Genomic DNA, 17,146 nt, shown 5'->3' on the forward strand with positions numbered 1-17,146 from the left:
AATTTTTGACAGAATTATTTTACTTTTGGTCACTTGATATGAAGCTTAACGTCACAAACCTCACCAAATAATATTAAGTGCTATCTCTTTTCAAAGAAGTTCCAATTTTTTGTTAATTTTATAAAGTGATACCAAGCTTAAAATATTTTAGAATAAATAGTTTGTTGGATTATCTGGACACTGTGATAGGCCACACTCAAAAAATGTAGATGTGACATTTGCAAAAATTATCAATATAAAAATTAGAAAAATTAGATGTGTAAAAAAACGAATTTTCTTATTTTTTGCTTCAGATATTTCTTGGGGCTCTTGACGAATCTCATATTGTTTTGGATAAGACATAACTATAGATATATAAATAATTGCCAGCATAGATATTATAAAAACCCAGCTGTACATATGCATGCCCAAAATCTTTGAACCAAAACCAACGGGATCTGTAACATGTAAAGCAATTTGTCTGAGCGATACAAAGGCAGTAAAAACAGCTGCTAATAGTGATAAAGCATAGTGGCTTGGACGTACATGAAAACGCATATTAAGTAAAAAACCAAACCCTATAGCCAACAAACCTAGCCTTTGTAAAAGGCATAATGGGCATGGTAGTTCATTCATCGCAAATTGAAAGAAAAAAGCCATAATTATAATTACAGTAATACCTCCAGCTTCAATAGCGCTTATAGTTTTAATTAAGTCTTTTGGTATCATATTTTTCATATAATGTTCTCCTTATAGGTATATTAATAACTCGCTAGTCGCATGATGTAAAAATACTAAACTTACAACAATAAGGAATATACTAAAAATAATCACCTGCATAACGACGGTTGAAAAAAGCAGTTATTATGGAGATTAGAAATAAGATAGAACTTATCAATATACTTGGCATTGCTCTTTCCTATGAAGTATTACACACTTTAATCATAGCAATTAATAAGCCTATTTAATATATATAATGAATTATTAAAAAGAAATTGTATTAAAGAAAATAATAACGAATGTTTATTATAGTATTGGTGCTGATTGTGTTACTTGATTAGTATATTGGGCTGTACAATAACTAAAACCACACTGATAATAAGCTATGCCTATACTTATAATCGTTGATATAACGAATATTACAAAAACTATATGAGTAATAATGCGTATTATCTTGTTACTAGATTCTGATACTTCACGAGATGTCCTTTGATGCAGATCATATTGGCCAGAAAATGACATTATTATAGCAGTGTATATGATATAAATAATTGACACTACAAATATCCAACTATAAATATGCATTCCAAAAATCTTTGGTCCAATGCCAATAGGGTCTAGCATATGGATGCTTATTATTTTCAAAGAAACAAGTAATGTAAAGACAGATGTTAATAATGATAAAGCATAATGACTTGGGCGAATATGGAAATGAGTGTTAAGCAAAAAACCAAATCCCATAGCAAGTAGCCCTAGTCTTTGTAATAATATAAGAGAAATAGGTCTTGGCATATTGTATACACTAAACTGGAAATAGAATTCTATAATAATAATCACAGTTATAATTATAACTTCTATGACACTTAAAATTTTCATGTAATCTTCTACAGTTGATCTTGTCATGATAAGCTCCTATAAATATATTGATAACTGCTCAGTCGCATGATGTAAAAATACTAAACTTGCAACAATTAAAAATATGACAAAAATTGCTAGTCCTCCACGACGATTAAACCAAGCTGTTACTACAGAAATTAGTAACAAAATAATGCTTATTAATATACCTGGCATAGCTTATTCTCCTATAATAAATTACTATGTTTAATGATAACATAAGTTAATGAAATTGTTTTATATATTTTAGAGCATTTTTTATTAATAAAAAGTATATTTCATACCACTATCTAAAATCATTATAAGAATATTATATGAATTGTCTTGTGGTATCAAATTTAATAATTTTTTTGCAATAAAATAGTTGGCACCGCTACTGTGACCGGCATATATTGCTTGCTCATTAGCTAATTCTAAACAACCTTTTATTGCTTGCTCATCTGTAAACTGAATAATTTCATCAATATACTTTAAATTCATAGATTTACAAAAAACTGGATTACCAGGACCTTCAACTTTGTAGCTATAAATATTTTGAGGATTTGGTTTACCATTATAAAAAATATCATAATAAACAGAGCCTTTAGGATCAGGCATAATAACCTTAGCTGCTGGGTATGTTTCTTTTATTTTTTTTGCACAGCCTGTAATTGTTCCTCCAGATCCTCCAACCGTTATGAAATAATCAATATTTATGTTCTGCTCCAAAAAGTGGTTTACTATCTCTTGGCCTGTAGTTTCATAATGACACTGTGTATTTAGTTTATTGTCATATTGATTTATTAAAATAGCATTTGTTTCATTAGCTATTATTTTCGCTTTATTTACATAAAATTCGGGGTCTTTATGGTCTGATGTATTTTTACATACGGAAAGACTTGCTCCAAAACTTTCTATCATAGATTTTTTCATTGAGCCTGTTTTTTCAGGGCAAGTTATATGCACTGGATGATCATATAATTTTCCTATAGCTGCTAATGAAGTTCCCATATTACCTGAACTTGCTTCAATAATTGCTTGTTTTGGTCGTATTTCTTGACGTTTAATAAGTTTTTCTAATATATATTTTGCAACTCTATCTTTTATACTTCCAGTGGGGTTTAACCATTCACATTTTGCAAAAACAGTATGTTTAGTATCTAAATTATTAAGTTTAATAATAGGGGTGTTACCAATTAAAGATAGCATATTATTTGAATCTTTTATTAAAACTAATATATTTTAACAAAACCTTTGCAAAATATTTATATATTTGACAAATTGAGTCTTTATACTATGGTTTTCATTAATTTTTCTATAAGTATAACTTATAAATTATATAAAAATAATGTGTTTAATATAGCTTTTATTTAATGAGAGAATGTTGCCAAATAAAGATTAAAAGATGGCAAGGGTTCTTATTATGAAACAACTGTTACTTATTATATTAATACTTACAACACTATTTTGTTATGGTACAACAAGAGAATATACATATCACCGTGATAGAAATATTATGGAAGTAAGTTTTTTATCTAAACCGTATGCTAGTTTTGTATGTGCTAGAAGAAAAAACATAGAAGATAGGGTTGCTACGGCTGGTAAACTTAGCTATAGATAAGAGTTATTTTCCGATGCAAAAACTTGAGAAAATTTCTCCTAATAGGTCATCAGAGCTAAATTCTCCAGTGATAGTGTTTAAATATTCTTGAACTATTAAAAGCTCTTCTGCAAGTAGCTCGCCATTACCGAGGTTTAGTTGCTCTTTTGCTAGAGATATATGTTTAAAAGCTTTATTTATTGCATTTACATGCCTTTCACGAGCAGTGTAGATACTTTCATTTTGATTTGTATAACCTACTTTTTTTAGTATATGATCTTTTAGTCTATCGATACCAATATTATTTTCAGCTGATATATATACGTGATCATCTTGATTTTGGGGAGTATCTTGAAGTAGATCTATTTTATTATGAACATATGTAATATCAATGTTTTTAGGTATTTGCTCATAAAATTCAGGTATTATTTCTTTAATATCACTAAACTTAGCATTACTACTAGTATAGTCATCAGTCACAAAAAGTACTTGATCAGCTTCTTGAATTTTAGCAATAGCTCTTTTAATACCCTTACTTTCAATAATATCGTTACTACTACGTAGACCTGCAGTATCAATTATATGCATTGGTACACCATTAATTTGGATATGCTCTTTAACGATATCTCTAGTTGTACCAGCAATTGACGTTACAATTGCTGATTCTTTACCTGCTAAGGCATTTAAGAGACTTGATTTACCAGCGTTAGGCTTACCAACTAATATTAGAGTAATTCCTTCTGACAATATTACACCTTGCTTACAACTTTTTCTAATGTTTAAAATAGTTTTATATATTTGCTCTAAACTTGTGTGTATCTTTATATCTTCTAAAAAGTCTATTTCTTCCTCAGGAAAATCTATAGAAGCCTCAACATACATTCTTAAATAGATCAATTTTTCTAAAAGATTACTAATTTCTTTAGAAAAGTCTCCTTGTAAAGATTTGGCTGCAGATTTGGCTGCTATTTCTGACGATGCATTTATAATATCAGCTACAGCTTCAGCTTGAGCTAAGTCAAGCTTGTTGTTTAGAAATGCTCTTTCTGTGAATTCTCCAGCCTTAGCCATTCGTGCACCACAGTTTAAAGTTGCTTTTATAATTAAATTAAGCACAAAAGGATTTCCATGAGCTTGAATTTCTACAACGTCTTCACCCGTGTATGAAAAGGGAGCCTTAAAATATATTGCAATACTATTATCAATGGTTTCTTGGCCATCATATATAGTACAAAACGTTGCGTAGCGCGGCTTTAATTTTTTATGAGTAAACACTTGTGATATTTCTAATGCTTTTGAACCAGATATCCTAATGATGCCAATACCACCATTGCCTTGTGGAGTTGCTATTGCAACAATAGTATCTTTTGTATACATTTTTTATTTAAGCTTTTGGTTAGAGTTAGAGTTTTTAGAAAAATTTTCATCTTGGTCAATAATTCTACCTTTCTTTCGACCTCTCTTTTTAAAGAAATCAGCATTTTCTTTCATTATTTTCCTGCGTAGAATAAATGACGATATTATTAGGAAAATTATTAAGAATACAAAGATTGGTGCAAAAATTATAAAAGAGATCACAGCAACTGCAATTAGGCTTAGTGATGTTAAAATTTGTTTCACATTGTTGTTCATAGCTTTTCTTTATAATATTTAGCTTGTATAATGTAAGTATATCACTTTGGTGGTTATTATAAATAGGACTCTAATATGTTTGTATAATTAAATTTAAGGGTCTGGCATTCAAAACTGGAGGTTTTATATATGGATATTCAAATTACTGGTAGGCACGTGGAAGTTACTGATCCAATTAAAAGTTATGTTGGTGAAAAAATAGGAAAAGTAGAGCATTATTTCGATCATATAACATCTACGAAAGTTATTTTAGCTGTAGAAAAGGAACAGCAAGTTGCCGAAGCTATAGTAATTGTCCCTGGTAGTGAATTTGTGGCAAAAGCTGAAGGTAAAGATCTTTATGCTGCTATTGATATGCTAGAAGATAAACTAGCACGTCAGCTTAAAAAGCATAAGAATAAAATGAGATGTAATCATAGCACTGGTCATAGTGAGTAGTCCTTTCTTTTTTCAAACTTTATTTAATCTAGTTTATGAATTTAAAAGCTCTTATTGATAAGAAAAACATTATATTAAACCTTAATATTGAGTCTAAAAAACGTTTAATGGAGTTTATTGCTAATAGATTAGCTGTATCTTATCCGGAGGTTGATGAGGATTTTGTACTAAGTAATATTTATAAGAGAGAAAGAATAGGGAGTACTTATATTGGTAAGAATATTTATATTCCTCACTGTAGAGTTAAAAATCTTAATACTACTAAAATAATTATAGTAACACTTAAAAATAGTTATCATGATGATTCTATTGATGAGGATATTAAAATGGCAATAGGTGTATTCTTTCCTGATAATATTTCTGAAATCCATATTGAGTTACTAAAACAGTTAACTCTATTTTTAAAAACAGATAGAACACAAAGATATTTTGAACAGGTAAAAACTGTTGATGATTTATATAAGTTAATTACTAGTACATATAATGGATAGATTGTTAAAAAATATAAGAATAGTACTTGTTGAGCCGTCTCATAGCGGTAACGTTGGTTCTACAGCTAGAGCAATGCTTAATATGGGATTAACCAATTTGTGGCTTGTAAATCCAAAAAAAGGTATAGATGATGAAGCTATTGCTTTGTCTTGCCATGCTACAGAAGTTGTAAAAGGTGCAATAATAGTTAATTCGTTGGATCAAGCATTGGAAGGTATCTACTATGTAGTTGGCACAAGTGCAAGGGTAAGAAAAGTCTCTCTACCTATAGAGCCAATTTCAAAAGTAGCTACAAATATTTTAAATAAAATTCAGAAATCTGATGAAAAAATAGCAATACTCTTTGGTCGAGAAAGAACAGGCCTTTTAAATGAAGAGCTCTTGATGAGTAATGTTCATGCATATATTCCTTCAAATGAAGGTTATACATCATTAAATTTAGCTCAGGCAGTTCAGTTAGTTGCTTATGAGATACATAAACAAATGATTGAAAGTATAGATGCCAAGAGTGTCCCTGAATATAATCATTTACATAAAAAAGCTTCAATAAAAGAGTTACAAGGTCTTTATCAACATCTTGAAAATAGTATGTTAAATACAGGGTTTCTAGATAAGGATAAACCTGGACACGTTATGGATAAGCTTAAAAGGCTTTTCCAAAGAAGTGAGCTTGAGAGCCAAGAAGTAAACATCTTAAGAGGATTTTTAAGCTCTCTAAATATTAAGGAATAAATAATTTTAAATGATTATATTAGGTATAGATGAAGCTGGAAGGGGACCTTTATCAGGCCCAGTGGTTGCTGCGGGAGTTATATTAGATAGTGATAATATTATTCAAAATCTTAATGATTCAAAAAAACTAAGTAGTAAGAAGCGAGAAGCTTTATATGAAGAAATTGTTTTAAAAGCAAAAGCTTATTCAATAGTAGAAATATCAGCCCAGGATATAGATGATATAAATATCCTACAAGCTACATTAAAAGCAATGAAGCAAGTTGCTGATAATTTAGTAGAACATTTTGATAAAGTATTAGTTGATGGTAATAATCTTCCTAAATGGGGTTATAGCTCAGAAGCTATAGTGAATGGTGATTCTAAAATTTTAGAAATATCAGCAGCTTCAATACTAGCAAAAGTACATAGAGATAGAATCTGTTTTGAGCATGATAGACTGTATCCTGAGTATGCTTTTGCTAAACATAAGGATTATCCAACTAAAGAGCATTTAGAAAATATAAAACAATATGGTGTTTTAGATATTCATAGAAAAAGTTATAAGCCTGTTGCTAATTTGTTAAAAAACAAAGAGTTCTAGCTTAAGAAAATATATGTGGAGCCACTTTTTAGTTATAGAAGTGGAGTGCTAAGATAATAAAGACAGATTTTATTATTAGTTTAGAATCTCTATATTTTTATATTAGAAAATAAAGACATAAAAGTTACTTAGTATGGTTTATCTAAAAACCTTAGTTTAATACCTATAGCCTTATACAATGAGCATAATTATAAACTGTCCCTGTTATTCAATACCACTTTATAAAATATTTTTATTCCTTGCTTTTATGCAGCATCTAAAATACCAGAATATACTTCATCATGAGTCATATATCCAATACTAGAATGTAGTCTTTCATTGTTGTAAATATCAATATATTCTTTGATACCTACTTTAGCCTCTTTCATAGTTATATATGATGCCGGATAAACATTTTCATATTTCAGTGTTCTCCAAAATCTCTCAATTGCAATATTATCTATAGATCTTCCTTTAGCATCCATAGATATATTTATTTTATTATCAGATAATATTTTAATATGCTCTTTTGCTGTATATTGAGTTCCTTGATTAGAGTTAAAGATATCAGGTTTACCATATTTAAATAACGCTTCTTTTAACACACTAGTTGTTAGATGTGTATCCATAGTATTAGAAATCTTCCAAGCTAGTGTTTTCTTGCTATGCCAATCTATTATGGCTGCTAAATATGCATACCCACATTCTAGTCTAATATACGTGATATCAGCACTCCATACCTTATTAGCTTTATCTATAACAACCTGATTCGTCTCATTTTTAAATACATTAAGTAAGTATGGATATTTCTTGTGTTGCTTATTAATGACAGTTGTCTTTTTTTTAGGATACAATGCCTTAATACCCATGAATTCCATAGCACTTTTGATTAGCTTCCTTCCAACTAGAAATCCTAATCTATTTAGCAACTTTACTAGACTTCTCGTACCATAATATGGATGTTTAGTATGTATCAAATCTATTGCATTTAATAGTTTAATATCATCATTACTACTAAATTTTGATATTGGTGTATAATAGTACACACTCTTAGATACAGATAATAGTTTAAGCTGATTATTTAAAGATAATTCTAGCTTAGTATCTACAGAGTTTACTCTATCATTTGATGATACCAAGCTTTTTAGCTTTCCCATTAAAAAATCCCTCTCTACTATTACCTCGACTAGTTCTTTACTTGTTGCATCTTTATCTTTTCTAAGCTCATCTATTTCCTGCTTATACTCCTTAACAACAGAGCTTTTATCAAATGCTAAGCAAGCATTAGATAAAAATTGCTGCTTCCAATTATGCACGTTTTTAGGAAGTAAATCATACTTACTTGCTATCTCATTAACTGTCATATCGCCTTCTAGCAATTCTATAATTACTTTAGCTTTAAAATCAGCTGTATACGTTACTCTTTTTTTACTCATTTATCTATTTCCTAATTTATCTAGTTAAGTTTAACATCTAGGAATAAAAATCTTTCTAAAATCAGTAGCTTTTTCTGGGGACATTATACTTCTTGATGAAGAAGCAGCTAAAGTTATTAAAGAAAATGATGCATTCATTGTTCCTACACTTGCAATTTATGATGCATTTTATCATCATGGCAAAGAGTATAATACTCCAGATCATGTGCTTGAAAAACTTAATGATGTTAGAGAAAGTGGCATTAATGCAATAAGGATAGCTCATAAATATGGTGTTAATATTGGTTTTGGGACTGATTTGTTAGGTGGATTAATGAAATATCAAAATACTGAGTTTAATATTAGGTCAGAAGTTGAAACACCATTTCAAACACTTTATTCAGCTTGTTATAAGAATGCAGAGCTACTTAACATGACTGATAAGCTAGGAATTATTAAGGAAGAAGCTTTTGCTGATATTCTTGTGTTCGAAGAAAATCCTTTAGAAAATATTGGTGTATTAACAAGCCCAGAAAAAAATATAAAGCTAATAATTAAAGATGGTAATTTAGTGTTAAATAGAATAAATGATTATACTATCGAAGATTAGTCAAAAGTAAGAATGTTGTCTGTATCTGTTTCACTAAGCTTTTTAGGGTTAGCTGTTTTATCATCCTCGCCTTCGTTTATGTTTATTCCATAACCAAATTCACGAGCGTATATTCCTTGTTCTGTTTCTTTAGAAAATACTTCTAAAACAGCTTCCATAGGAATATTTACAGACATAGGATCTCCATCGAAAGTAGCTTCGAATATTATGTGGTTATCATTTATATTTAGGTTTTGTATTGCTTGTGGAGATAAATCTAACAATATTTTTTTATCTTCATCTATATGATTTGTTGGTACTACTACATCTTCATAATCAGTATCAATAAGTACATATGGAGTAAAATCATGATCAACCAACCACTCGTATGTTGCCTTAACTATATAAGCTCTAAGCATGGCCATATTAAGCTCCTTCTTTTTTGATGGTTTTGATAAAGTTAGGCTCACTAAGTAAGTCTTTTATTCCCTTGATAATATTTTTATCTTTTGTTGGAATAGAGACTTTCATTTTAATGACGTAATAAAAAACAAAAGTTATTATGAGAGTTAAAACATTGATATTTTGAGAATCTGGGTTACTCTCTGCATTAATTTCTCTTTCATTAACAATTGTTTGATATGTGCTAATTAAATCTTTTTGCATCATTTTCTTTATTTGCTCAGCTTCTTTTTCACCTAGATAAGGGTCTTGAAGCTTAACAATATTCTGTAATAATGTTTTATTAACATGTTCTAATAGAATTCTCGCATTTGCTCGCTGTTTTGGAAAAACAGGAAACATAGGAGGGAAGGGGTATAAGTCTTCAATGGCTTCAATAACTACATTAAGTCTATATACAGCAAAGTCTTCTGTAGTCAATGTAGGAATATTGCCATTAGGCGTAATGATATTTAATTCTTCTAAATGTTTTGAGTTTTCTTGATCTGAAACATCTATAATTTTGGCATTAGCACCTTTGATAGATAGTATCATGCGGACTATGTCGCTATAGATATCATCCTTTTTTGTGTATAAAACCAAGGTTTTATCCTCCTAGTGATAAAATAAAAAGAATAATAAAGAGCAATATAAAAATATATATTAACGCTTAGAGAATTGTCTTTTTCTACGAGCTTTTCTAAGGCCAGGCTTCTTACGCTCAACTTTACGTGGATCACGAGTTACAAAACCTGCCTCACGAAGAGATGGTTTAAGATCTTCATCATACTCGATAAGAGCTCTAGTAACGCCAAGACGAATAGCACCAGCTTGACCAGTAGTTCCACCACCTTTTACAGTTATTTTAAAATCAAAGCTATCTGTATTGCTAGTTAACTCTAGAGGTTGTTTAACAACCATGCAATCTGTTTCACGACATAGGTATTGTTCTAATGGAAGACCATTAACAATGAATTGACCAGTGCCTTTTTTCATAAATACACGAGCTACAGAACTTTTACGACGACCTGTACCATAATTATATTCTGACATTTTTACCATCCTTTATTAAATATTGTGAGCTTGAGGTTGTTGAGCTGTATGCGGGTGAGTTTCACCTGCATAAACTTTTAATTTTTTAAACATTGTACGACCTAGAGGAGTTCTAGGAAGCATACCTTTTACAGCTTTTTCAATAGCTCTTTCTGGATGAGTTGCTATTAATTTCTCAAAAGATATTGATTTGATACCGCCAATATAGCCTGTGTGGTGGTGGTAAATTTTACCTTTTCTTTTGTTACCAGTAACAGCTACTTTCTCAGCATTTACGATAATAATATAGTCGCCAGTATCCATGTGAGGAGTATATTCTGGCTTGTTTTTACCTCTTAGGATCATTGCTACTTCTGTAGCTAGACGACCTAAAGTTTTATCTGTAGCATCAATCAAAAGCCATTCTCTTTTGATATTTGATGGTTTTGCAGTAAACGTTTTCATCTTTTTTCCTTTATTTATTGTTGTCAATTACTCAGTTTTTGCAAAAAATTCTTAATCTTACAAACATATAAAGCTTGCCGCACTTTAAAAATTTAAGCAGACTACATGATACATTTTCTATTGCAGATAAGCAAATCTTTTACTAAAAAACTTGCTAAATAGTTTTATTTACCTTCCTCCATTTTACTGATTGTATCATGACTAAAGCTCTCTATAGAGCCATTTTGATATTCTTTAGTATTTGGAAGTATAATTTGGAGGTTATTCATTTTCTCTATTTGTACATTAACCTGCGCTGATCTAAAACTATAGACATGGTAAACACGAGAATGATCCTTTGTGATAAAATGAAAATGGAAACCTGGAACTGTAATACTAGATAAGTATTTAGGACTATATATGCCTATAAGTGTTCCTTCAACATTCTTAAGATCATGGAATTTTTGATTTTTAGCTATCCATTTGCTTAATGTATATCCTTTTTGAGCTGGTGGGATTGTTCTAGCGTGAATTTTTGAGTATTTACCACTAATCTTAATTATATAAAAGTAATTATCACCATAAAGCTTATTGCTAATCATAGAAAATATACTAGGAATAGTTAGGCTATTGTAAGAAGAGTTTATTTGTGGTTTTGAGAAATTAAATACATCTGCAAATGGTACAGTTACACTCCCTTTAAGGGGAACTGCTTTACCACTAATATCACTAAGGTAAGCTTTACCTTTAAATATTATCATCTCACCTTTGGCACCTTCTATAGTACCAAGCCCATATCGTCCTTTACTTTCTAATGTTTTGAGAGAAGTGTCGCTAGAATATATACCATTTGTTAAAGCTGTAATTGTTCCTTCTTGGTAAATATTGTTTGAAGCAAAAAGATATTCTGATGAAATTAATAAAGCTAATAGGAGTATTATTCTTTTCATGATTATTTTCCTTATTTATATGGATATAATAACTTACTCAAACTATATATTAGATATTTTAATATAATTTTCAATTGTGTATTTAGCAGAAAACATAATATGCAATGAATGTACTTAAATAAAGTAAGTTTAGAAAAATAAAGTGATGTAAGGTTTTTTGTTTTAAATCAATAGGTGCTTAAATTTTATATTAGCTATTATTATCCCCAGATACTTTTTATAAGGTAGTTGTAGCCTTGAGAAACTGTTTCTTGAGCATATTTATAACCTCCATAAACTTTATCTTGAGTGTATTTATAACCTCCATAAACTTTATCTTGAGTATATTTATAATTTTCAGTAACACTTTTTTGAATAATATTTAAAGTATCACTATCCATTGTTTTTAATTCTTTATTAGTTGCTTCTAACCTCTTTATTTTTTCTTCAAGTGATTTTTCAAGTCTTGCAAGTTGTTCCATTCCATTTGTTTTATATCCACACAAAATTAGATAATCAAGAGAACCTTTTATAAAGAAATAACGACGTTGATTAACTAGTAGAGATTGTTGTTGTAGTGGTAAAGATTCATTTAATCCCTTATATCTTAAATAATCTGCTCTTTTATTAATGGCAGTTGTTGCTACATATCCTGCTGCAATAGCTATTCCAGCACCTGCCAGAACTATTGGAGTTATACCGACACCAAATGCAGCGCCTAGCATCATATCTAAACCATAATATGAGGCTAAGACGGCTGCTCCACCACCAGCATAAGATCCAGTAATTTTTTTTCCTGCCATAAAAGCAGTTTTCCCAGCTTTGTATCCATATTCCATAACTTTATATGGAACTTCTTCTTGCAAATAGCGAATAATCATTATTTTATTTAGATACCAGCTACTATTTTGGAAACTTATACTACCATTTTTAAGTAATTCCGTGTCTGTTAATAAACCTTCTTTATTAGCTTTGTTTATTTCAGCTTTAAGTTTAATTATTCTAGCATCTATTAATGTTTTACGAGTTGTCACTCTTGATTGAGTAATTCTAGACATCGCTCTTTCATAAAATCGTCCAGCTTGTGGGCTTTTTTGATAGGCCGCATTTTTAGCTTGCTTATAATCTTCTTGCATATCTTTTATTTGTTCTTGTTCGTTAATTCGCTGTGATAAAAGTAAATTTGTGTATTCTTTAAAAAAATGTTCATCATTCATTTCCATAAGAGATTCATAGTTTTGTACCTGATATTTAGCTATACTTGTTTTACATGAGTAAGCTAACAAATTAAAAGTATCTAAAATTCGAGCCATAAAATCTAGATATTCTTCCGAACCCATTACGCACTGAAGATCAAGTACCGAAAGTATGTCTAAAACCCCTTGCTTTATATAACTTAAAAGAGCCCCTAAGTGCCCGCAAGTAATTTCTGTTGATTTTTTAGTTATTGAACAGTGAGCTAATAATTTATAATTAGCCATTTCTGCTATCAAGAATTTTCCGTGGATGTCTATATGCAAAGTTAGTTTTTGAAGTAGTTTGAGAGTATCGTCATCATATTTAGAAATATCTCCTCCCTCAAATACTAAAAATTGCTCCTTTTCTTCAAAAACAGCTCTAGTAGTTAAGTTTTTAGCAAGAGATTCTTTAAATTTATCTATGTTTAAAAAGCTTAAATAAACATTTTGTGGCTTGTTCTCTAACCAAAAACTAGCAAGAGGTGAATTTTTTTTTAAATATTCTTTTAAATTTCTATAGTTCTGTTCATTAGTTTTATGCTTATTTAGCTTCATTTTGAATTTTGTCATAGTCTCAATAGGCCAAATATTTTTTAACATTACGTCTCTGATATTTTCACGAACTCTGCTTGAAAGATTATTTGTAGGCCCAATGCTGTCTAGTGATAGTTTTCTATATTCCTTATCAAATTTAAGTGTAGGCATGATCTATTCTCCTATTTTTATCTATATACAAGAATTTAAATTTTGCTAATTACCTTATTAATGTTATATATGTTATATATTGATAGTAGTTGGAGAGTGTAACTAAAATATTGCAATCTTGTAAAAGTTTGTAATATTGATTTTTTTTCAAAAAGAGTGGATCTCTCATTAGAGACTATGGATTAATCTGTTAGCTTCTTTATTTGATCTTCTAATACAGTTTTCAATGGCTAATCTATCAAAAAAATTTCCTGTAATATATAAGTTAGAAATTTGCGAGAGTTCTTCTTCTAAGTCTTTTAAAAAGATATTGTGATTACGATGATAGCATGGTAATAAATTAGTTTTTTGATATGAGTATAAAATGTCAAGTTTTCTTATTTTTAGAAGTATACTAATTCTATCAATTAGATTCTCTTGAGAGATGTTTTTATGACAATGAAATACTATAGCTCTGTAATCAGAATGGTCAATAACGTCTCTAGAAACAGCAGAAAAGAAAAACTGATCTTTGCCAATTAGACCAGCTAAGCTCTTAATATGCTTGAGTTTCTCTTTATTAACGACTATAGCAATATTTATTAGTTCTGACATTGTTGGCGAATATTTATGCTTAGCTATATTTGGTAATATATCTTTAAGTAGCTCTTTTGTAGTATTCCAAGGAGTTGCTAAACAAACTCTTTGGGCTGTATAGCTAGTCTTGTCAGTTGTAATTAGCCATTGCTTATTTTGAGTGTAAGAAATTTTGAGAACATTCTCTTTAATGGAGCTTATCTGTGAATTTTTTATTATATTTGAAAGTCCATTTTTTAGAGTGAAACTTCTTGGTATACTTGTATCTCTATCATATTTTTTAAAAAGATACTCCATTGGAAAGTCTTGACTACTTTGTGAAAGTACAGCATTAAAACAATATTTAAGCGTATTATTGTAATTGCTTTCCCCAAAAAGTTTTGATGCATATTCTTTTACAGTTTTATCATTTTTAGATATTTTTCTATTTTTGATGTAGTTATATGCTAGGCTAAAAAAGTTAAGGTTTTTAAAGATACTTTCAATATTGTTGTTTGGTTTAACTAGCAAAAAAGGTAGTTTATTACGAGCAGCAATATTATTTTCCACTTTGTTTTTTTTGATAAAATCTATAGTATTTGAGTAAGAGTTATATATGGTATGAGCTCCCATCTCAAACCAAAAATCTTTATAAGTTTGAGTATCAATACAGCCACCATCTTTATCTTTTTCAATAACTAAATTTTCAACTCCAGCTCTATTTAATTCCTGGTGAAAACTAATTCCAGAGATTCCACCACCTATAGTTATTGTATTAGTTTTAATCATTCGGTAGTAATATCCATAGTTTACCTCTGTTATTCATATGACCGGCATTAAACTCCGCTTGTTTACCATGTCCCCAAAAAACATCGCCTCTAATAGCACCTCTAATAGCACCACCAGTATCTTGAGCAATCATTAGCCTATCAAGAGGGACTGTATTTTTATGATTCTCTTTATAATAATCTGTTTCTAGCCATAATGGTATGCCATAAGGGTAGTATATGTGATCAATAGCCAAAGAATATCCTGGAGTAAGTTCAACATCTTGGGCCCCTACGGTATTTTTACGATCAATATATCTAAAAAATACAAATGAAGGGTCATAGTTTAAAACTTCATCTACCTTATCTTTATTGTTTTTCAGCCATTTTTTTATCGATTGCATAGACATCTCTTTTGCAGACATGTAATTATGCTCAATTAGGTATTTGCCTATTGGTCTATATGGATGGCCATTTTGACTATCATAGCCAAGTAGTATGTCTCCACTACTAGTTTCTATCCTACCAGAGCCTTGAATTTGTAAAAAGGTACGATCAATTTTTGATTTTACCCAAACTAATACGTCTTTGTTAGTAAATAAATTACCCTCAGAGATTTGTTCCCGTGAATAGTATGGAACTAGTTCACCATCTTTATTATATATTCCAAATGAGTAGCTACCATCATTATTTGATTTTTTTATTAACTTATCAGGCGTTCTATAAATTGGCACACTATACTGTAGAGTTTTTACCAGACTTCCTTTCATGGTAGGCTCATAATATCCAGTAAATACTCCGGTGTCTTTATCCCCCAAAATTATTTGATATGGAGAGAAATTATTTTCAAAAAATACTCTGGCTTGTTTAGTGGTTTTGAAATTCGTTTTTTCTATTTTATTGCAGACATTAAGCCAATTCTTATACTCTGGTTTCTTTTCTATGAGTATTTTGTTACAGGATAATTTTAATGCACTTAAAGATTTAAGTTGATTAGCATTATTCCAACTTTCTAGATCTTTAAAAGTAGATTTCCTATATGTAACTTTATTTGAATATTTTTCTGTGAGATAGCTTGCTACCTTTAGACTATCTGATTTAGTTGTGGCTATATTTGTTAGCTTTTCTGTAAGGTAGTTTTTAGTAGTAACATTTGTACATCCTGATATAAATAAAACAAGTATAATAATGCCTATGTTTTTTAAAGTTTCCATTATTTGTTTAATACTCATATTAAAAAAACACCAATAATCTCTTGAAAATATAGAAATAATAACTATCTATAGAACATCTAACAAATTGTAGTATTAACAGAACGAAAAGTAAAAGGTTGTTTTATGAGTAAAGATGAAAAAAGTAAAGTAGAAGATAAAAACCTAAATAATGAAGTAGAATCAGAAGAGAGCTCAACTAATAATTCTGTTGAAGAATTATCAATAGAAGAGCAATTAGAAAGGTCAAAAGATGCTATAAAAGAGCTTGAAGAAACTTGTGATGCTATGAAAGATGAAGCTTTAAGAGCTAGAGCAGAGATGGAAAATATTCGTAGAAGAGCAGAAAAAGAAGTTTCTAAAGCACGTAAGTTTGGAGTAGAAAAATTTGTTAAAGATCTTTTACCTATAACAGATAGCATAGATCAAGCTTTAAAGCATGAAGTTAAGCTTGAAGAAGCAGTAGCTATGAAAGAGGGTATAGAACTTACAGCTAAAATGCTTTTTGATATTTTGAAAAATAACGGTTTGGAAGAGCTTGATCCAAAAGGAGAAAAATTTGATCCAAATGTTCATGAGGCTATGGCAATGATACCTAATCCAGGTTTAGAAGATAATATTGTTTTTGAAGTTTTTCAAAAAGGATACTTGTTAAATGGTCGTGTGGTTAGAGCTGCAAAAGTTATTGTTGTAAAAAATTAAAAAAGTTCTTGAAAAAAAAGTAAACAACATCCATCTATTATCTAGATGATTTAAGAAAATTACTGAACTTAGAAAATAAAAATAGGAGAG

General features: G+C 29.7%; 22 protein-coding genes. 7 read left to right on the plus strand and 15 right to left on the minus strand.

Annotated elements, in window-relative coordinates; all coding sequences use genetic code 11:
* Nucleotides 1-147: 147 nt before the first annotated feature.
* From CDV26_RS03040 to CDV26_RS03050, 4 genes are all read right to left on the minus strand, one after another.
* Nucleotides 148-717 carry a disulfide bond formation protein B gene (locus CDV26_RS03040; protein WP_088772037.1) on the minus strand — a complete coding sequence of 190 codons (570 nt, stop codon included), beginning with the start codon at nt 715-717 and terminating at the stop codon, nt 148-150.
* 288 nt (nt 718-1,005) lie between these two features.
* Nucleotides 1,006-1,602 (minus strand): disulfide bond formation protein B, encoded by a 597-nt coding sequence (locus CDV26_RS03045; RefSeq protein ID WP_088772038.1) that lies wholly within the window; start codon nt 1,600-1,602, stop codon nt 1,006-1,008.
* 9 nt (nt 1,603-1,611) lie between these two features.
* Entirely contained in the window at nt 1,612-1,770 is a 159-nt protein-coding gene (locus CDV26_RS12390) for a DUF5993 family protein (protein WP_169709705.1), read from the minus strand.
* Between the two features lie 84 nt (nt 1,771-1,854).
* On the minus strand, nt 1,855-2,781 hold the full coding sequence (locus tag CDV26_RS03050; protein ID WP_088772039.1) for a cysteine synthase family protein: 927 nt from the start codon (nt 2,779-2,781) through the stop codon (nt 1,855-1,857).
* A gap of 214 nt (nt 2,782-2,995) precedes the next feature.
* Between CDV26_RS03050 and CDV26_RS03055 the strand changes: the two genes are divergently transcribed.
* Entirely contained in the window at nt 2,996-3,193 is a 198-nt protein-coding gene (locus CDV26_RS03055; RefSeq protein ID WP_088772040.1) for a hypothetical protein, read from the plus strand.
* 3 nt (nt 3,194-3,196) lie between these two features.
* Here CDV26_RS03055 and mnmE read toward each other — a convergent pair whose 3' ends face one another.
* Nucleotides 3,197-4,549 carry a tRNA uridine-5-carboxymethylaminomethyl(34) synthesis GTPase MnmE gene (mnmE, locus tag CDV26_RS03060; RefSeq protein WP_088772041.1) on the minus strand — a complete coding sequence of 451 codons (1,353 nt, stop codon included), beginning with the start codon at nt 4,547-4,549 and terminating at the stop codon, nt 3,197-3,199.
* Nucleotides 4,550-4,552: 3 nt separating this feature from the next.
* Nucleotides 4,553-4,804: a DUF2852 domain-containing protein gene (locus CDV26_RS12395; protein WP_088772042.1), complete on the minus strand. Its 252-nt coding sequence runs from the start codon at nt 4,802-4,804 to the stop codon at nt 4,553-4,555.
* A 129-nt stretch (nt 4,805-4,933) separates the two neighbouring features.
* On the opposite strand from CDV26_RS12395, the gene hpf reads away from it, so the two are divergent.
* From hpf to CDV26_RS03085, 4 genes are read left to right on the plus strand one after another with little or no spacing between them, the layout of a single operon-like run.
* Nucleotides 4,934-5,242 carry a ribosome hibernation-promoting factor, HPF/YfiA family gene (gene hpf / locus CDV26_RS03070; protein WP_088772043.1) on the plus strand — a complete coding sequence of 103 codons (309 nt, stop codon included), beginning with the start codon at nt 4,934-4,936 and terminating at the stop codon, nt 5,240-5,242.
* 35 nt (nt 5,243-5,277) lie between these two features.
* Complete coding sequence (locus CDV26_RS03075; protein ID WP_088772044.1) at nt 5,278-5,733, plus strand: PTS sugar transporter subunit IIA; 456 nt, start codon at nt 5,278-5,280, stop codon at nt 5,731-5,733.
* A complete protein-coding gene (locus CDV26_RS03080) occupies nt 5,726-6,466 on the plus strand; it encodes an RNA methyltransferase (RefSeq protein ID WP_088772045.1) in 741 nt (246 codons plus the stop codon). The genes CDV26_RS03075 and CDV26_RS03080 overlap by 8 nt, the downstream gene beginning before the upstream one ends.
* 10 nt (nt 6,467-6,476) lie before the next feature.
* Nucleotides 6,477-7,049 carry a ribonuclease HII gene (locus tag CDV26_RS03085; RefSeq protein ID WP_088772046.1) on the plus strand — a complete coding sequence of 191 codons (573 nt, stop codon included), beginning with the start codon at nt 6,477-6,479 and terminating at the stop codon, nt 7,047-7,049.
* Between the two features lie 245 nt (nt 7,050-7,294).
* Here the strand turns inward: CDV26_RS03085 and CDV26_RS03090 are convergent, their stop codons facing one another.
* Complete coding sequence (locus tag CDV26_RS03090) at nt 7,295-8,464, minus strand: IS3 family transposase (RefSeq protein ID WP_088772047.1); 1,170 nt, start codon at nt 8,462-8,464, stop codon at nt 7,295-7,297.
* Between the two features lie 205 nt (nt 8,465-8,669).
* Between CDV26_RS03090 and CDV26_RS03095 the strand changes: the two genes are divergently transcribed.
* The gene (locus tag CDV26_RS03095; RefSeq protein WP_245806491.1) at nt 8,670-9,053 is read left to right on the plus strand and encodes an amidohydrolase family protein; all 384 of its coding nucleotides are present in this window, start codon (nt 8,670-8,672) and stop codon (nt 9,051-9,053) included.
* Here the strand turns inward: CDV26_RS03095 and mglB are convergent.
* The 8 genes from mglB to mltA all read right to left on the minus strand — a co-directional run bounded on the left by mglB (nt 9,050) and on the right by mltA (nt 16,375).
* A complete protein-coding gene (gene mglB, locus CDV26_RS03100) occupies nt 9,050-9,457 on the minus strand; it encodes a transcriptional regulator MglB (protein WP_088772049.1) in 408 nt (135 codons plus the stop codon). The genes CDV26_RS03095 and mglB overlap by 4 nt on opposite strands.
* 1 nt (nt 9,458) lies before the next feature.
* Nucleotides 9,459-10,076 (minus strand): transcriptional regulator MglA, encoded by a 618-nt coding sequence (gene mglA / locus CDV26_RS03105; protein ID WP_088772050.1) that lies wholly within the window; start codon nt 10,074-10,076, stop codon nt 9,459-9,461.
* Between the two features lie 60 nt (nt 10,077-10,136).
* A complete protein-coding gene (rpsI, locus tag CDV26_RS03110) occupies nt 10,137-10,526 on the minus strand; it encodes a 30S ribosomal protein S9 (protein ID WP_088772051.1) in 390 nt (129 codons plus the stop codon).
* Between the two features lie 15 nt (nt 10,527-10,541).
* Nucleotides 10,542-10,970 (minus strand): 50S ribosomal protein L13, encoded by a 429-nt coding sequence (gene rplM, locus CDV26_RS03115; protein WP_088772052.1) that lies wholly within the window; start codon nt 10,968-10,970, stop codon nt 10,542-10,544.
* A gap of 164 nt (nt 10,971-11,134) precedes the next feature.
* Nucleotides 11,135-11,899 (minus strand): acetolactate decarboxylase, encoded by a 765-nt coding sequence (locus CDV26_RS03120; RefSeq protein WP_088772053.1) that lies wholly within the window; start codon nt 11,897-11,899, stop codon nt 11,135-11,137.
* 200 nt (nt 11,900-12,099) lie between these two features.
* Complete coding sequence (locus CDV26_RS03125) at nt 12,100-13,821, minus strand: hypothetical protein (protein ID WP_088772054.1); 1,722 nt, start codon at nt 13,819-13,821, stop codon at nt 12,100-12,102.
* A gap of 168 nt (nt 13,822-13,989) precedes the next feature.
* The gene (locus CDV26_RS03130; RefSeq protein ID WP_088772055.1) at nt 13,990-15,165 is read right to left on the minus strand and encodes an NAD(P)-binding protein; all 1,176 of its coding nucleotides are present in this window, start codon (nt 15,163-15,165) and stop codon (nt 13,990-13,992) included.
* Nucleotides 15,158-16,375, minus strand: a complete 1,218-nt coding sequence (gene mltA, locus CDV26_RS03135) for a murein transglycosylase A (protein ID WP_088772056.1) — start codon at nt 16,373-16,375, stop codon at nt 15,158-15,160. Before mltA ends, CDV26_RS03130 begins: the two co-directional genes overlap by 8 nt.
* Before the next feature lie 105 nt (nt 16,376-16,480).
* Between mltA and grpE the strand changes: the two genes are divergently transcribed.
* A complete protein-coding gene (gene grpE, locus CDV26_RS03140; RefSeq protein WP_088772057.1) occupies nt 16,481-17,056 on the plus strand; it encodes a nucleotide exchange factor GrpE in 576 nt (191 codons plus the stop codon).
* The last annotated feature ends 90 nt before the right edge of the window (nt 17,057-17,146 follow it).

Origin of the sequence: Francisella halioticida, from assembly GCF_002211785.1 — a bacterium.
In the GTDB taxonomy this organism is placed as follows: Bacteria; Pseudomonadota; Gammaproteobacteria; order Francisellales; family Francisellaceae; genus Francisella; species Francisella halioticida.

What these genes read in the sequence shown, in the direction of transcription:
- rpsI (WP_088772051.1), bottom strand. Translation starts at nt 10,526, where the DNA reads ATGTCAGAATATAATTATGGTACAGGTCGTCGTAAAAGTTCTGTAGCT.
- CDV26_RS03120 (WP_088772053.1), bottom strand. Translation starts at nt 11,899, where the DNA reads ATGAAAAGAATAATACTCCTATTAGCTTTATTAATTTCATCAGAATAT.
- CDV26_RS03125 (WP_088772054.1), bottom strand. Translation starts at nt 13,821, where the DNA reads ATGCCTACACTTAAATTTGATAAGGAATATAGAAAACTATCACTAGAC.
- CDV26_RS12395 (WP_088772042.1), bottom strand. Translation starts at nt 4,804, where the DNA reads ATGAACAACAATGTGAAACAAATTTTAACATCACTAAGCCTAATTGCA.
- mglB (WP_088772049.1), bottom strand. Translation starts at nt 9,457, where the DNA reads ATGGCCATGCTTAGAGCTTATATAGTTAAGGCAACATACGAGTGGTTG.
- CDV26_RS03045 (WP_088772038.1), bottom strand. Translation starts at nt 1,602, where the DNA reads ATGACAAGATCAACTGTAGAAGATTACATGAAAATTTTAAGTGTCATA.
- CDV26_RS03075 (WP_088772044.1), top strand. Translation starts at nt 5,278, where the DNA reads ATGAATTTAAAAGCTCTTATTGATAAGAAAAACATTATATTAAACCTT.
- CDV26_RS03040 (WP_088772037.1), bottom strand. Translation starts at nt 717, where the DNA reads ATGAAAAATATGATACCAAAAGACTTAATTAAAACTATAAGCGCTATT.
- CDV26_RS03050 (WP_088772039.1), bottom strand. Translation starts at nt 2,781, where the DNA reads ATGCTATCTTTAATTGGTAACACCCCTATTATTAAACTTAATAATTTA.
- hpf (WP_088772043.1), top strand. Translation starts at nt 4,934, where the DNA reads ATGGATATTCAAATTACTGGTAGGCACGTGGAAGTTACTGATCCAATT.
- CDV26_RS12390 (WP_169709705.1), bottom strand. Translation starts at nt 1,770, where the DNA reads ATGCCAGGTATATTAATAAGCATTATTTTGTTACTAATTTCTGTAGTA.
- grpE (WP_088772057.1), top strand. Translation starts at nt 16,481, where the DNA reads ATGAGTAAAGATGAAAAAAGTAAAGTAGAAGATAAAAACCTAAATAAT.
- rplM (WP_088772052.1), bottom strand. Translation starts at nt 10,970, where the DNA reads ATGAAAACGTTTACTGCAAAACCATCAAATATCAAAAGAGAATGGCTT.
- CDV26_RS03130 (WP_088772055.1), bottom strand. Translation starts at nt 15,165, where the DNA reads ATGATTAAAACTAATACAATAACTATAGGTGGTGGAATCTCTGGAATT.
- CDV26_RS03085 (WP_088772046.1), top strand. Translation starts at nt 6,477, where the DNA reads ATGATTATATTAGGTATAGATGAAGCTGGAAGGGGACCTTTATCAGGC.
- CDV26_RS03080 (WP_088772045.1), top strand. Translation starts at nt 5,726, where the DNA reads ATGGATAGATTGTTAAAAAATATAAGAATAGTACTTGTTGAGCCGTCT.
- mnmE (WP_088772041.1), bottom strand. Translation starts at nt 4,549, where the DNA reads ATGTATACAAAAGATACTATTGTTGCAATAGCAACTCCACAAGGCAAT.
- mltA (WP_088772056.1), bottom strand. Translation starts at nt 16,375, where the DNA reads ATGAGTATTAAACAAATAATGGAAACTTTAAAAAACATAGGCATTATT.
- CDV26_RS03090 (WP_088772047.1), bottom strand. Translation starts at nt 8,464, where the DNA reads ATGAGTAAAAAAAGAGTAACGTATACAGCTGATTTTAAAGCTAAAGTA.
- CDV26_RS03055 (WP_088772040.1), top strand. Translation starts at nt 2,996, where the DNA reads ATGAAACAACTGTTACTTATTATATTAATACTTACAACACTATTTTGT.